14 protein-coding genes and 1 pseudogene are annotated in these 15,775 nt (G+C 40.1%); 9 read left to right on the top strand and 6 right to left on the bottom strand.

The window, feature by feature from the left end; all coding sequences use genetic code 11:
* Positions 1-287 precede the first annotated feature (287 nt).
* Together GB992_RS02840 and GB992_RS02835 are read left to right on the top strand one after the other, a co-directional pair.
* Entirely contained in the window at positions 288-1,850 is a 1,563-nt protein-coding gene (locus GB992_RS02840; protein WP_161001120.1) for a trypsin-like serine protease, read from the top strand.
* Positions 1,851-2,395: 545 nt separating this feature from the next.
* On the top strand, positions 2,396-3,130 hold the full coding sequence (locus tag GB992_RS02835) for a MucBP domain-containing protein (protein ID WP_161001119.1): 735 nt from the start codon (positions 2,396-2,398) through the stop codon (positions 3,128-3,130).
* A 75-nt stretch (positions 3,131-3,205) separates the two neighbouring features.
* On the opposite strand, the gene GB992_RS11985 is transcribed toward GB992_RS02835, so the two are convergent.
* On the bottom strand, positions 3,206-3,976 hold the full coding sequence (locus GB992_RS11985; protein WP_161001118.1) for an N-acetylmuramoyl-L-alanine amidase family protein: 771 nt from the start codon (positions 3,974-3,976) through the stop codon (positions 3,206-3,208).
* Positions 3,977-4,182: 206 nt separating this feature from the next.
* Positions 4,183-4,782: a GNAT family N-acetyltransferase gene (locus tag GB992_RS02825; RefSeq protein WP_161001125.1), complete on the bottom strand. Its 600-nt coding sequence runs from the start codon at positions 4,780-4,782 to the stop codon at positions 4,183-4,185.
* Between the two features lie 161 nt (positions 4,783-4,943).
* Between GB992_RS02825 and GB992_RS02820 the strand changes: the two genes are divergently transcribed.
* On the top strand, positions 4,944-5,504 hold the full coding sequence (locus GB992_RS02820) for a LemA family protein (protein WP_161001124.1): 561 nt from the start codon (positions 4,944-4,946) through the stop codon (positions 5,502-5,504).
* 20 nt (positions 5,505-5,524) lie between these two features.
* Positions 5,525-6,427, top strand: coding sequence for a zinc metalloprotease HtpX (gene htpX, locus GB992_RS02815; protein ID WP_161001117.1), 903 nt, complete (start codon positions 5,525-5,527; stop codon positions 6,425-6,427).
* Between the two features lie 101 nt (positions 6,428-6,528).
* On the opposite strand, the gene GB992_RS02810 is transcribed toward htpX, so the two are convergent.
* A complete protein-coding gene (locus GB992_RS02810) occupies positions 6,529-8,097 on the bottom strand; it encodes a peptide chain release factor 3 (protein ID WP_161001123.1) in 1,569 nt (522 codons plus the stop codon).
* A 732-nt stretch (positions 8,098-8,829) separates the two neighbouring features.
* Between GB992_RS02810 and GB992_RS02805 the strand changes: the two genes are divergently transcribed.
* The 4 genes and pseudogenes from GB992_RS02805 (at position 8,830) to GB992_RS02795 (ending at position 12,935) form a co-directional block, all read left to right on the top strand.
* Positions 8,830-10,536 (top strand): KxYKxGKxW signal peptide domain-containing protein, encoded by a 1,707-nt coding sequence (locus GB992_RS02805; RefSeq protein WP_161001116.1) that lies wholly within the window; start codon positions 8,830-8,832, stop codon positions 10,534-10,536.
* A gap of 12 nt (positions 10,537-10,548) precedes the next feature.
* Positions 10,549-10,731, top strand: a pseudogene (locus GB992_RS11900) (peptidoglycan amidohydrolase family protein); the annotation flags it as partial.
* Between the two features lie 9 nt (positions 10,732-10,740).
* On the top strand, positions 10,741-12,378 hold the full coding sequence (locus GB992_RS02800) for a metallophosphoesterase (protein WP_347877366.1): 1,638 nt from the start codon (positions 10,741-10,743) through the stop codon (positions 12,376-12,378).
* A gap of 143 nt (positions 12,379-12,521) precedes the next feature.
* Positions 12,522-12,935, top strand: coding sequence for a GtrA family protein (locus GB992_RS02795; protein WP_161001114.1), 414 nt, complete (start codon positions 12,522-12,524; stop codon positions 12,933-12,935).
* 21 nt (positions 12,936-12,956) lie between these two features.
* Here GB992_RS02795 and GB992_RS02790 read toward each other — a convergent pair whose 3' ends face one another.
* From GB992_RS02790 to GB992_RS02780, 3 genes are all read right to left on the bottom strand, one after another.
* Entirely contained in the window at positions 12,957-13,844 is an 888-nt protein-coding gene (locus tag GB992_RS02790) for a YihY/virulence factor BrkB family protein (RefSeq protein WP_161001113.1), read from the bottom strand.
* 109 nt (positions 13,845-13,953) lie between these two features.
* Positions 13,954-14,376, bottom strand: coding sequence for a GtrA family protein (locus GB992_RS02785; protein WP_161001112.1), 423 nt, complete (start codon positions 14,374-14,376; stop codon positions 13,954-13,956).
* A 126-nt stretch (positions 14,377-14,502) separates the two neighbouring features.
* A complete protein-coding gene (locus GB992_RS02780; RefSeq protein WP_161001111.1) occupies positions 14,503-15,135 on the bottom strand; it encodes a DNA-3-methyladenine glycosylase in 633 nt (210 codons plus the stop codon).
* A 115-nt stretch (positions 15,136-15,250) separates the two neighbouring features.
* Here GB992_RS02780 and GB992_RS02775 point away from each other — a divergent pair.
* Positions 15,251-15,775 (top strand): IS30 family transposase (locus tag GB992_RS02775; protein WP_161001110.1); only part of this gene is annotated, 525 nt, incomplete at its 3' end.

Below are 15,775 nucleotides of genomic sequence, written 5' to 3'. Positions count from 1 at the left end.
AATTAACCAACGCCCCCTTAAAGTACTTAACTGGCAAACACCTTACCAAGTGATGCTGACTAATTTGTCAAAAAATTCGGATTAAATTTGCAATTTACCAAACAAGCAAGCGAAGTAAATCGAACACACTAATTATTTATGGACAGCCGACTTTTATCGACTGTCTTTTTTATGTTTTTGATTCTGCTTATACTATTCTCTAGAATCACTTTAATGATAAGATTGCGCAAAATCTTCTAAAAGATTATTGTTGAGTTGTTCATAACAATCTATTAGAGGTGGTAGTTATGTATATAAAGAAAACAATACTCGGGTTAGCTGTGCTGCTAAGTGTCAGCGTTGGAGGCGTCTCTTCTGCACATGCCATGACCGTTGTTGGACATGATAACAACAAGTTTACAGTTAGCGATAGCAATCAACGTTATCCGGGTGATTCTTCTGCCCCGCTGCAATCGACACAGGGATCAAATGGTTCCGGAATGCAGAATCCGCAAACTAATAATTTCCCACCAATAAGTGAAATACCAAACTCAGGTTTGAATGCTGTTATCGGTAATGATGATCGTAAAGTTGTCTCTGACACAACAGTATCACCATACAGAAAAATTGTCCTCTTGAGAATGGATTATGGTGGGACAAACTACTATCAAGGAACGGGTGTCATGGTTTCTCCTGATACCGTTCTGACTGCGGGGCACTGTGTTTATGGTAGCGACGGTCCTATAAAAGGCAAAATGCCAGACTCAATTACCGTCATTCCTGCAAATAACGGTCAAATTATGCCGTTCAGTTCATCAAGCACTAGCACATACTATGTCTCACAAGATTATATTAACTCGGTTAATACAGGTAACACTAACGGTGATCCTACACTGGATATTGGTGTCATAAAACTCCACAGTACAGTCGGTAATCAAACCGGTTTTATGGGTATGTCCCATAATAGTGCAACTGTCGGTGAAGCCGCTACAATTTCTGGCTATCCTCATGACGCATTAGGACAACAAAATTTTCCAATGAAACAGTACTACGCTTCTGGTAATATTGCAGCAATTCAGGGCAATAATATCTACTACGATATTGACATGACAAACGGCGATAGTGGATCTCCGGTGTATAACAACGCTGAACAAATCATTGGTATTAATACTCGCGACTCTGGTGCAACAACAGTCCTCAACTGCGGCACAAATTTGACCGATGCCTACTTCAATATGACCAATCAAATCATTAAAAATTCGACCGTTTCAAACGGCTGGATGCTGAACGAAGGTAAATGGTACTTCTATGACGATAAAGGTCAGTTAAGCAAAGGGGAAATCCAAAATAATGGCTATATATATTACACTGATGTTCACGGAGCAATGCAAACCGGTTGGCAAGTTATCGACGGTCATTATTATTACTTTAACCAGGATGGCCATTTACTAGTTGGTTGGCAATTAATAAATAACAACTGGTTCTACATGGCCACAGATGGAATTATGCAGACAGGTTGGCAGGCAATCGACAACGGCTGGTTCTATTTTGATAATAACGGCTTTATGCAAAAAGGCTGGCAGCTAATTAATAATAATTGGTTCTACCTTAACCAAAATGGTCGAATGCAAACGGGATGGCAAGCAATCGACAATGGTTGGTTTTACTTTGATCAAAATGGATTTATGCAAAAAGGTTGGCAAAGCATAAATGGTAAATGGTATTACCTAAACCAAAACGGATGGATGCAAACGGGTTGGCAACAAATCAATGGTCAGTGGTACTATCTAAATGCCGATGGTTCAATGGCAACGAGTGGCGTTATTGATGGATGGTCAATAGCCGGATCTGGTGTTGCAACTAAACAATAGTTAAAAATTAAATAATGGTTTGTTCTCGGAATCCTTCCAAGAACAAACCATTTTTATTTAAAATTGCATTTGATGTGCTACCAGATGATATGGTGAGTGGAAGCTTTCAGCAATCACGTCTTTAATATAGAAACACATAAAGAATAGCTGAGATTTAATATCAATAAACAAAACGGGCAACAACTATCGAAAAATCAACGAACGCTTAGCGATCCCTTTTGCTAAGAAGATATGTCGCATAAGTATCTCACAATAAATATCCAAAAATAAAATCAAGGTGTTGCTTACAAATTAACAGAATTGCACTTAAGTGTTTACACCACCGAATACATTTCAAAATCAATGTTTCACTCCACACAATCAACAATAGAGTAGTTAGTGTTAATAAAAAAAGTGGGTTCAAAAACACACCGCTGTCAAAAACACATATTGAAGTCACGCTAATCTTTATAAAAGACTATTTAAGTCTTACTTCCCTCTTTTAACCTTAACTACGAGTGCGCTATACTGAAGGTATTAATCAATATTCAGTGGGGTCTGCAATTATGAGTGAAAAATTAGTTGAAGGAGTTCCAGTTTGGGTTTATTACACAGACGTTGACTCCGGTAAAACATTAGTAGAACCAAAAGTGCTACGTGGCGCCATTGGTGATCATTATGAAGTAAAGGTACCGGAATTTGCCAACTACCGCCTACTTCATCACACCGGCAACCTTGATGGTGTCTTCACCAACCAGCAGCAGGAAGCACGTTTGTACTTCCGAGAATCCGACTGGGCAGAAGTTGAAAAAGTTCAAATGTACGCCACAATTCAGGAAGACGTCCCTACCTATGACCGTCCCGATGGTGAATTACAGGCACTAGAAATGCCAGTTGGTTCAGTTTGGCGCGTATTCTCCCGAATTGCTACGAATAATGGTGAATTTTGGTATAACATGGGCACTAATCAATGGGTTATGTATAAGCCAAACGCTTTTACACTCAATAACTCTCCTGTTCGACCAACTTCTCATCATGACGAACCCAAGGAACATAATTGGGATATTCAACCTGTTTCAGCTCGCGGTACCATCGACTTTGTTGATGGTAAATCTGTTTCCTACTATGCTGAGCCATATGGTCGGCCATCAGGAACCATAGCAAACCGAAGTGTCGTGGTTATCAATGGTGAAGTTAGTGATCCTTCCGGAGTTGTTTGGTTCCAACTGCAAGGTTTAGGCTTTATCAATTCTATGTACGTTAAATTAACGGGACCAATTTCTGTCAGAAACATGGCGTAACACATCTATAATTAATTCGTTTGAAAAACGCTGCGATAAATTATCGCAGCGTTTTTGTCGTTTTGTTTTTAAAAATTAATAGTTCTCGTATCCAGTGAACACACCACTGTCAGTAAAGTCACCATATTTACCGTTATCTACTTCATTACCATAACCTGTTACCATGTAACCAACTTGGTCAATCCAATACCAATTACCGTTTGAATATACCCAACCGTATTGAACCCGACCACTCCCATTGAAGTATGACCAGTTGCCATCACCAAGGTACGTCCAGCCTGTGGCCATTGAGCCATTTTCATTCAAGTAGTAGTCGCCTAACCATTGACCGCTCAGCATATAACCACCGGCATCAGCGTAGTACCAAGAATTTCCAGCTTGGAACCAGCCTGTCGCAATAGCACCTGACCCTTGCATGTAGAACCAACCATTATCGTAAATCCAACCAGTCTGCATAGAACCACTACCGCTAAAATGATAGTAGCTGCCATTAATGTCCGCCCAGCCAGTTGCCATTGACCCATCTGAGTAAAAGTAATACCAGGAACCATTAATAACTTGCCAACCTGTAGACAATTGGCCTGAATTGTTAAAGTAGTACCAAGAACCGCCTATATATTGCCAGCCCGTTCTCATAGCACCATTATCACCTAAATAATACCAACTACCGTTCTGATATTGCCAGCCGTAGTCCCAAGACTGGCCTGCATCGTCCCATAAATACCATCCACTTGAATAACCCCACCAACTATCGGCCTTTGCAGTGGTATTAGAGATAGCTAGCCCTAGACCTAATGAGGCAGCTACGAGACTAACAAACGTTAGTCTTCTTAGGATTCTTTTCATTACTTTTTCTCCTCTCAATATTATTTATAAAAAAGTAATCAAGTAATTATATCAAAGAGTTCCTAATTAGGAAACACAAAAAAGATATTTTGTTTTTAAAATTGCAGCTTTTGCTTCATATATAGCACCAACACCATAGCCCTTAGAATTCAAAAAAGCAGGCTACTCATGCAACTCGAGTAACCTGCCACTAATATCATTTAGTTTTATGCTCTATTTACAGAAAAGATCTGCTGTTGTATTTCCCGTTGCATGTGGAAATACCAATGATCCCCAATTTTCTTAATGCCGACGGTTTTAAAACCATGTCGGTCATATAGTGCTTTTGCACCAGGATTTTCAAAGTCAACATTCAGTCCAACAACTGACTTGTCGTCTTCCACAGCCTCTTCAGGAATGGCTTCAAGCAACTTTCCGCCGATTCCCATCCCCTGGTATTTGGGATCAACTACAATGGAGTCCAAGTACCATTCGTTCTTAAATGCTTCATAATCAGAACCGAATGGATCATCCGCAAAGACATCACTAAAACTCGTTGCGTCTTCCAGTACTTGGTCCACTTTTTGCTCATTTTCATCGGGATAACCAAATGCTACCCCTACTACTTGACCATTGGCCTCGGCCACCACCGTTGTTGCGGCACCAGATAGATATGCTTCACTCTGATACGCAGCGGTAATGGCCTTCAGGACGGCAGGGTCAGGAACGTCTTCTAATTCTTCCAGTTCCATTTCTTTGAAAATGATATTGATGAGGGGGGCTATCTGGCCAGCATCATCCTTTTGTGCTTCACGAATCGTTATGATAAAAATTCCTCCGTTTCTGTATGTTAACATCATACATGAATGCCCGTATAAAGGCAAAAACAGCGTTTAATCATTAAGCAGGCTTAAGAATTAGCGCTAACACATCCACGTTTGGTAGAATACGGGTAACAAATTAAATATGGAAAAGGAGATTCACTATGATTACAGCCATTGTCATCATTGTCGTTTTAGTTGTGCTCGGTATTATCTACGCCAGTTTATATAATGGACTTATTCGTGCTCGAACTTACACTCAGGAATCTTGGAGCCAGATTGACGTTCAACTTAAACGTCGAAACGATTTGATTCCTAATTTGGTAGAAACTGTTAAAGGATACGGTCATTATGAACAGTCCACGCTAGAAAAAGTAACCAGTCTGCGTAGTCAATTAATGGGTGTTCCCTCTGATGACCATCAAAAGGCTATGGAGGTTTCTAACCAGCTGAGTGATACCCTTAAAAGCATCTTGGCAGTTTCTGAGGCTTACCCCGATCTTAAGGCTAACGAAGAATACAGTAAGTTAATGGAGGAATTGAGCAATACGGAAAACAAAATTGCTTACTCACGCCAACTATATAACTCAAGTGCTGCAAGTTTGAACATGAAACTTCAAACATTCCCAAGTAACATGGTCGCTAACCTTCACCACTTCACACCAGCTGACTACCTGCAGGTTCCGGAAGAAGAAAAGTCAGCTCCAAAAGTATCCTTTGATAACTAAAAGTAAGGAGACACACAAAGTTGCTTTACGAACAAATTCGACAAAACAAACGCCGAACCGTTTACGTGCTAATTGGCTTTGTACTACTTGTTCTCGCAATCGGAGCGGCAATCGGTTATGTGTTCTTTAATAGTAGCGTTGCCGGATTATTAATGGCTCTAGTCATCGCAGTGGTGTATTCGGCTATCATGATTGGTAATTCTACAAATGTCGTTATGAGCATGAATCATGGTCACGAGATCACCAGTGCCGATCAAGCACCTGAACTCTGGCATATTGTTGAAGACATGGCGTTAGTAGCTCGTGTGCCAATGCCACGGGTATTCATTATCGATGATCCCAGCCCTAACGCTTTCGCAACTGGCAATGACCCCCAACATGCAGCTGTTGCAGCAACCAGTGGTATTTTGCAAATACTAAACCGAGAAGAACTTGAAGGCGTTATTGGCCATGAAATGACTCATGTTCGCAACTATGACATCCGGTTACAAACCATCGCCTTGGCACTTTCCGCAGCCATTAGTTTATTGGTCAACATCGGCATGAATTCGTTCTGGTGGGGTGGCAGTCGTCGAGACCGCGATGATGATGATAACGACGGTGGCTATTTACAAATCATCATGTTCATTGTCTCTATCGTGCTTGTTATATTAGGTCCCCTCGCCGCTTCTATTGCCCAGATGGCTCTTTCACGTAATCGTGAGTACCTAGCAGATGCCGGTAGCGTTGAATTAACTAGAAATCCTCAAGGTCTCATTTCTGCGTTACAGAAAATATCTGGTGGAGAGCCGATGCAGGCTGCAGATTCCAGTAGCGCAGCATTATATATTACGAATCCATTCAAAAATGAACGGAGGTTTGCACATCTGTTTGATACACATCCGCCAATTGCTGACCGAATAGATAGATTGCAGAAAATGTAAAAAGCACAATAAAAATGACAACTTCTTGAAAGTGTTCAAGAAAGTTATCATTTTTATTCGAACCGTGAGTCCTTAAGAAAAGTCTACTAACATTTTTGCTATCACAGTTTGCTCGTTAGTTTTACATTTGGATACTTTTGAGTGAACCAATTTTCAGCAAATTGATTTTCAAACAAAAATAGTGGCTGCCCATCTCTGTCTTTAACCAAAAGATTACGCGATGAAGCCATATTTTCATCTAGCTGATCTGGATTAATCCACCTCGCTATTTTACTTCCCATAGTTTCCATGATTACATCGGAATGATACTCGTTTTCCATACGGAACTGAAATACTTCAAACTGAAGTTGTCCCACTGCGCCTAGAACATACTCATTAGAAGTATATGATCTAAATAATTGAATTGCACCCTCTTGGACTAACTGTTCGATCCCTTTATGGAATGACTTTTGTTTCATCACATTTTTAGGAGTAACTCGAACAAATAATTCAGGCGTAAATTGAGGAAGCTCCTCAAATTGAAAATCGTCATTTCCAGAATAAATAGTATCACCAATTTGAAAATTACCAGTGTCATACAATCCTATAATGTCACCGGCCACTGCTCGGTCAACATTTTCACGTTCCTCGGCCATAAACTGAGTTGAATTGTTTAGTCTAAGAACCTTCTGATTACGTTCCAATGTGACGTCCATTCCACGATCAAACTCACCAGAACAGATGCGTACAAAAGCAATCCGATCTCGATGATTCGGATTCATATTTGCCTGAATTTTAAAAACGAAACCCGAAAATTGTTCATCTAACGGAGTGACAAGTTGACCCTCCCTAGTTTTATGAGCTGTGGGACCAGGTGCAAATTCTAAATATGCCTTTAGAAACGTTTCCACGCCAAAATTGACTAAAGCAGAACCGAAAAACACGGGTGTTAATTCCCCAGATGCCACTTTTCCTTCACTAAGTTCGTTCCCAGCAGATTGAATAAGTTCAACTTCATCACGTGTGTCTTGCCAAATTGAATCACTGTGTAATGGTTCCTCAGGGTCGATATCATTTGAATCATTTAGCTTCAAATAACGTGACCCTTCACCCTTACGAAATAGTTCAACACGATTATTGTAAATATCGAAAAGACCTTTTAGACCTTTTCCCATCCCAATGGGCCAGTTCATTGGATATGTTTCAATTCCTAAAACGTCCTCAATTTCACCAAGTAAATCCAACGGTTCTCGTCCATCCCGATCTAGTTTATTAATAAACGTAAATATGGGAATTCCACGCATCTTACAAATCTGAAACAGCTTCTTCGTTTGCGGTTCAATTCCCTTTGCTGAGTCAATTACCATTACCGCCGAATCCACTGCCATTAGCGTTCGATACGTGTCCTCAGAAAAGTCTTCATGTCCTGGCGTGTCAAGAATGTTAATACGTTTCCCATCGTAATCAAACTGCATGACAGAACTAGTCACCGAAATGCCGCGCTTCTTTTCGATTTCCATCCAATCTGAAGTAGCAAACTTCCCGCTCTTTCTGCCTTTCACAGTTCCAGCCTCACGGACTACGCCACCAAATAATAACAATTGTTCGGTAATCGTCGTTTTCCCAGCGTCAGGGTGGGAAATAATGGCAAATGTTCTTCTTTTTTCGACTTGTGATTTAATGCATGACATAATTTTCCTAACACTTTCTTTCCAGAATTCGATATGTGTCAGTCTATGATACACTTTTTACAAAGTCTTTTCGACATTTAAGGAAAACTATTGATTCCTTAATTTTCCAAACTTGATTTCAAAAACACCACTAGTCCTATTTGGTATGGCAAATTCTATAATTAATTCGAACAAAAAACTCAAAGTGATTGCTTACAATGGTAGTGGTCGAATACTAACATTGTGAGGAGAATTACTTTGAGCTATCCTTAGACCTAATTAATCATCGACCATTAAAAACGCTTGATCATCATACTGCCATTGAGTTTTTCAATCGGTGTTCGAATTAAAGTTGTAATTTGCCTATTCATAACAGATAATGTAAGCAACGTTGAAACGGTCACCAAGCTCATTGTCGCAATGTTTTTCAGGCGATTGCTATTAGTCTCTCTCTTTATCTTCAAAAATTTTATCCCCGTAATTCATTAAGAATGTTGTAAGCAGAATACAACATTTTTTAAACATTTCAAAATTGTTCCATAATAGGCAAAACAGCTGTCAACGTTTAAACATCAGCGTTTTAAAGCCTTTATGACTTGGCTTAACGTTTGTTTTACAGGTTTGTGACAGCACATTGCAAAAAAGGCAACACTTGTAATTTTGTTCTCAATATGAAACATAGTGTTAAATTCATTTGAAGGTCTTTCCTATTATACTTAGAGACGATATGAACAAGCAAAGGGGTTAAATATTTTGAATCGATATAAAATGTATAAGTCAGGCAAACTTTGGTTAGTTGCCTCAACAGCATTAGCGCTAACAATTTCTATGGGGGCTGTTGCATCAGCTGATGATGCGACTGTAACTAATAACTCATCTTCCTTGAATATAAGTAAAACTATTTCGTCGCCTTCTGGTGAAGGTGATGCAAACAAACAGGCTCAATTAGACACAATTGTGTCACAAGAAAAGACGTCAATAAGTGCATCCAGTTCAAGTGATGTTACTAAGTCAACTGAAGCTTCTACTGCGCCAGTGTCTTCAATGGAATCTTCACAGAATAGCACATCGGCACAATTAGCTAGTCAAACAATTCCACAAGATTCAGTACCGTCGGCTGAATCAATTTCCTCTGCCGCAAAGAAAGCAGAGACTTCTTCGCCTAAGCAGCAGACAAATGCTGATTCTTCTTCCGTCGTCAGTAATAAGGATGCCAGCGTAGAACAGAACTTTGCTAATTCACAGCAACCTAATGTTGTGTCTATTTCTACTGATCAAAAGTCACTTGTTTCTTCATCAGTCAACAGAAAGTCCGAATCGAATTCAGTTACTTCTGATTTTTCTGAAACTGTTCAGACAACAGCGGTCGAGAATAGCGACAGTCAGGAAGTGTCTTCACAGGCTAACTCCATGCTAGTGAACAATGACATCTTACCAACCATTCCTATGCAAGCGACAGTTGCTGCTTCTGTAGCGACTGCCCCTAATTATTGGCAAAATAACAACGGTGCTTGGTCTTATCAAATTGGTGGTAACAAAGCAACTGGCTGGAACTCCATCGATGATGCTTGGTACTTTTTTAACAGCGATGGCAAAATGCAAACTGGCTGGTTAAACAATAATGCCTGGTTCTATTTGCAAAATAATGGTCAAATGCAGACTGGCTGGCAACGTCCCGGCAATAGTTGGTACCTGCTTAGCGCATCAGGGGCTATGGCAACCGGCTGGCAACTTCAAAACAATAACTGGTATCACCTAGAAAACAATGGTCAACTTGACACTGGCTGGTTCTCAACCCCATCTGGATGGTATCTTGCAAATGATAGTGGTCAAATGCAAACTGGCTGGCAAGCAAAAAATGGTAAATGGTACCATTTTGATGATTCTGGCCTAATGAAAACTGGGTGGGAACCTACTGGTAATTCTTATTATCATTTGAGCGATAGTGGTGCCTTGGACACCAGCTGGTTCAATACACCCTATGGTTGGTACTTTGCAAACGGTAGCGGTGTGATGCAAACCGGCTGGCAAGTCATCAACGGTAAGTGGTATGATCTCGGCGATTCCGGCTTAATGAAAACTGGGTGGGAACCCGCCGGTAATTCTTACTATCATTTAAGTGACAGTGGCGCTCTAGATACCAGCTGGTTTAATACACCCTATGGTTGGTACTTTGCAAACGGTAGTGGCGTTATGCAAACTGGTTGGCAAAACATCAACAGCAAATGGTATCTATTAGGTTCAGACGGCTCAATGAAGACAGACTGGCAATTTGATAATAACAACTGGTATCACTTTGATCAGTCAGGTGCTATGCAAACTTGGTGGTTTGAAGCAAATAACGCTTGGTACTTCGCCAATGGTAGCGGTGTGATGCAAAAAGGGTTATTCGATTCCAATGGTCATCAATTTTATCTAGATGACAACTCAGGCGCCATGCACACGTCTTCTTGGACTTAAGTAAACAATCAACCTTATTATTTTGATGAAAATGGCTACATGGTCAAAAATAATGTCAAAAACATTAACAATTCTCTTTATGGTTTTGATAATGATGGCCACCTATTACATGGTTGGCAAACGGTTAATAACTCACCATATTTCTTCGATGATAATGGTATCGCTCAGGTGGGTTGGATAGATTACAACGGCCATCGATATTATATGACCAACGCAGGCGTGATGAAAAATTGGTTCCAGGTAAACGGTTCTTATTATTACGGCCCTGATGATGGCGCAATCCGATATGGATGGATTAATTATAATAATGGTGTCTTCTACACCAATTCGAATGGTGTCATGCTGACTGGAATCCAGTCGATTGACGATAAACGATACCGGTTCAATGAGGCCGGTCAAATGTGGCATGGCTGGTATCAATTAAACGGTAATTTGTATAATTGGTATTACTCCGATCCGAACAGTGGTGTGATTCAACCATCCGGTCCTGCACATATTAACGGATATGATTTTAATTTCGGTCAAGATGGTCTTGCTATCCGCGACATGTCACCCTACTTCGATGAATTCATTCAACAAGTCCAGAAAGACAAAACACCGACTTCGTTCATCATTAGTTTAATCACAGATGTTCATTTTCAAACAAATTCTCGATCATGGGAGAACTTTCAAAATGGTGAACCGGATACTAGAACTCAATTATCTCTAGATAATCTTGATAATCAGAATAAACTCGCAAATGCTCTTGGTATCGCTTATAAGATCAGTCTTGGTGATGCTGTTAACGGCACAGCCACGTCAAAAGCAAATCAATTTGCTGATCTGGATGAGTTCGCTTCGAAGTTTATGCAAGATAAAGACAAAGTCAAAGTATTCATGGTCCCCGGAAATCATGACTTAAACCATCAAAGCGATGACAAATATAACAACACAAATGAGGGGCTGACAGCTCAAGACGAATATAATCATATTCTAAAACCTAGTGATCAATACGGTGTTAACGACCCAAATACAACACCAGCGCTCGATAATTTACGACAAAGTATTGAGACGGAACATGGCAGCCGCATTTACTACGATCAGTCAAGAAAATTGGTTTCTTTCTTCATCAATGATTTTGACGACACTAGAGCATTAAAGGATGGCAAATTAGCCGTTGATATACAAAGCTATGGTGGCGTATCGGCTGCCCAAATTAATTGGATAGTTCAAGAACTACAACATGTTCCGAGTGACTATCACGTCATGTTTTATATGCACAGCTCTCTTCCAGGCGTCTTTGAGAACGAAGTAAATCTCGCCCCTTCCGATGGAAATCAATGGGGTATCTATAACGGAACATTGCTAAGAAGCATTATTGAAGCATTTCAAAATGGAACACTGCAAAAGCAATCAGATGGCGCTTACAAAGATGTTCCATTACATCTTGACAGTAAACAAGACACGGCCTTAAACTTTGCACTTTCCGTTCCTAATGTAACAAATTCTTACCCTTCTGAAGATCCGGCCTTTTACACGGTTAAACCAACTGATGTAAGCTTTACTGGCACGGCGGGTCGTGTAATAGCCGTCATGAATGGTCATTGGCATAGCGACAATGAAAGTACACAAAACAATGTACTATATGTAGAGACTAATTCTGCCTTTCCTGATACACGAACCAATCACTACGGCAAACGTCCTGTTGATTCACTGCAAGAAGGCGCACAAGACTTCATCACGGTTGATATTCCTAATCACAAGATTACTTTCTCTCGATTCGGTGAAGGCGATGGTAAAACGCGCTTCATGACTCGTGCATACAATTTTGGGATTGGGGCAACAAACAATCCAATTAATTAACTGAATTCGTTTGTTTTATGGTGGTGTGAACATGGTGCGACATTGTTCACACCGCTTTTCTTACTCAAACTATTTGGTTATAATATAGTAATCATTCTGCAAGTTGAAACAAAACATCGTTTAAGAATTGGAAGGATACGCACATGTTCATAAAAACGTGGTGTCAAAAACACCAATCCATAATTGAATATGTCGTTTGGGGAACATGCGCTTTCCTTATAAACCTGTCAGTCTTTACGATTTTAGATGTCTGGACGCCAATGAACTATCAAGTTGCTAACGCAATTGGCTGGTTCTTAGCAACAACCTTTGCATTTTGTACAAACAAGCTATGGGTGTTCGCAACCCATGCCTCAACACTCAAAGATCTTATGAAGGAAATGTGGTCATTTTATTTCTTTCGAGTTGTCACACTTTTGATGGACATTATCATTCTTTTCATCGGTATTAGTTTGCTAAAAGGTAATGACGTATTAGTTAAGCTTGTCGATCAATGTATAACGAATATTGCAAACTACGCATTTTCACGTTGGTATATTTTTAAAACTGTAAATTAAAATCAACAAGCGTTCCGTTGATTACTCATCATCGGAACGCTTGTTGTTTTTACGCCAAATTTTAGTTATCCAGTGCAGCGACTGACGGCTTTCAATAATCTTGCCACTAAAGAACTCTTGAATTGAAGCATTTAGGACTGATCCTGTTAATATAACGATGCCCGAAAAGTCTAACCACATCATAATGACAATAACAGAACCCACTGTCTTATACGTAGTGACTGACTTTGCAAAGTAGTCCACATACAACGAGAATAACTGTGATAAAGACAACCAGGCAACTGTCGAAAGTAGTGCACCGACCCAAACGTATCGCCATTTTAATCTTGCGTTTGGCAAAAAGTAGTACAGAAGCAACAATAAAACAAAAAGTAGGCTTAACGTAACTGGCCATTTCAATGAACTAACTACACTCGTAATATTGTGACTTAAATGTAGTAACGGTGTTAACTGCTTAACAACAACCTGCCCTAGAGTGAAGAACAGAATAATTATCGCCATAATTACGATAACTAGAATCATCCACATAAAGGAAAACAATCTGTTAGCAATTGCATTTTGATTTTCACCAACCCCATAGGCCTGATTGACCGTTCGCTGAAAAGCGGCCACCACTTGACTCGTAGACCACAAAGCAACAACCGCCCCAATTGACAGCAAACTGCCGCTTCCCCGTTGGAGAAAAGATAAAATTGCTGGTGCCAAAGTTCTATACACATCTGCTGGGACAGCAGTCTGTAAATAATCCAAAACTGTTCGCGCATTGATACCAAAGATAGGCAATAAGTTTCCAATTACAATCACAGCAGGAAAAATTGACAATAGTGAATACCACGCCAAGATTACCGCTGAGTTGCTAACTTCTGCATTGCCAAATCGGCGCATAAAAATTTTAAAGAAACGTTTCATTGTTAACCCCTGTTCACACCTTAAGTCGATTTTCCCTTATCTAATTAAACCACACTGTTCTTCAAAACAAAAAAAGCATGTCCGTCGTGGACATGCTTTAAAAGCTATACTAGTCAAAATCATTTGTTTTAAAAATGTACCACTTACTAAAGAAATAGTTTGAAACAATCACAATAACTTGGTCAATAATTTTCACCAAAATATTATTGCCGTGTAGCAATGTAATCCCTACGAACAGAATAACTACTTCAAAAAGCAGTGTTAATATTCGAAAACTAAAAAAAGAAGTTATTTCTCTCATATTTTCACGAAAACCCTTTGCATGTGACGAGAAAACCCATAGCTTATTCGTGATGTAAGCAACGAGAACTGACAGCAACCAGGCTAAAATGTTTGCCACCTGATAATTCCAATGCCACCAGCTATTGGCAACTGCGAAAACGACTATGTTTACTACTGTTGTAACGCCACCAAAAAAGAGATAGGCAATCTGCGACTGATATTTTTTAAATAACTTTACTAAAGTTGCCATTTAGAGAATTCCAACTTCCTTATTTAATCAACTAACATAACAATTTACGACTTTGACAGCAACATGTCGACCCTTCATAAGTAAAACTTAGGTATTTATTATTTTAGATGTCGTTATCGCAACCAACTAGTCTTTCATCCAACCGTGATTATCCCAATCCATTTCTTTCTTCTTCATCCCCGAGACAAAAGGATTTCCCTCGACATAAAACCGAAGCTGCCGGTCGTGCCATTCCCCTTCACTGACACCAACCCGAGCAGCACCCACAATTTGCTGCGGTTGATACTGGCCACTAATGCTCAAGCTAAAGGGAGACTGACTCAGTAACATGTCATTGTACTGCAACGTGTCTATCCCCATCGCCGCTGTTAACTTAGCAGGACCGTTGGCAACATCAATGCCCGTTCTATGACGATTTTGTTCCATCAATCTTGTGCCAACGGTTGGTTCGAGCGCCCGCAGTAAAACTCCTTGTGGTGTGCCCGACGGCTGACAGATAAGATTCATAAGGATTAGCCCACGCATTGTATAAAAATACAGCGTACCAGGCTCTGAAAACAAGGCTGCGTTGGCCTTGCTCTTTCGATGGCCGAAAGCATGCGCTGCTGTATCTTGATCGCCCAAATAAGCCTCGGTCTCGACGATAACACCACCAACTACACCATCGTCCATTTTTCGCGTCAATGTGACACCCAGTAAATCCTTGGCAATTTGTTCTGTTGGCCGTCCTGAAAAGAAATCCGCTGTTAATTCTTTCATTAAATTGTTTGCTCCAGGTAGATTGTAAAATTAATCCGAACGCTGTTCGGACAAAAAAGATCAGCTTCCTTTAAAATGGTGTTTACCACAAACCCATTTTTTAGGAGCTGATTTTTTGTCTAGTATAACCTATTCTGAACGAATTAAAATTGAAACCTTTTGTGAGCTAGGACTGACCAATATCCAAATGGCTGAGCGGTTAAAACGATCTCCGTCTACGATTTCTTATGAATTATCCCGCTGTCAACCTTATCAAGCTGAGTTGGCGCAAGCGAACGCTGAATCTAAGCGGGCACGATGTGGTCGGAAAACTAAATTGAATGCCAAATTAAAGCAAATCATTCTAAACCATTTACGTCTAAGCTGGTCACCAGAAGTGATTGCTCATGAACTTAAACTAGCTACTAAATCTATTTACAATTGGCTATATCAGGGGAAATTTGAATTTTCTTTGAGTGACCTACCTGAACATGGTCTACGCCAACGGCGTAACCTTGACCAACGTTCTAAATATAATCAATCATTAGGACGTTCAATTGACCAACGACCAATTGTGATTAACCAACGTAACCGCATCGGTGATTTTGAAATAGATACAGTGGTTGGACCTCGTGGACATAGCAAGGCTGCTTTATTAACG

The organism is Furfurilactobacillus milii (assembly GCF_009863985.1).
GTDB lineage: Bacteria > Bacillota > Bacilli > Lactobacillales > Lactobacillaceae > Furfurilactobacillus > Furfurilactobacillus milii_A.
This window is presented reverse-complemented; position numbering and strand designations above follow the sequence as displayed.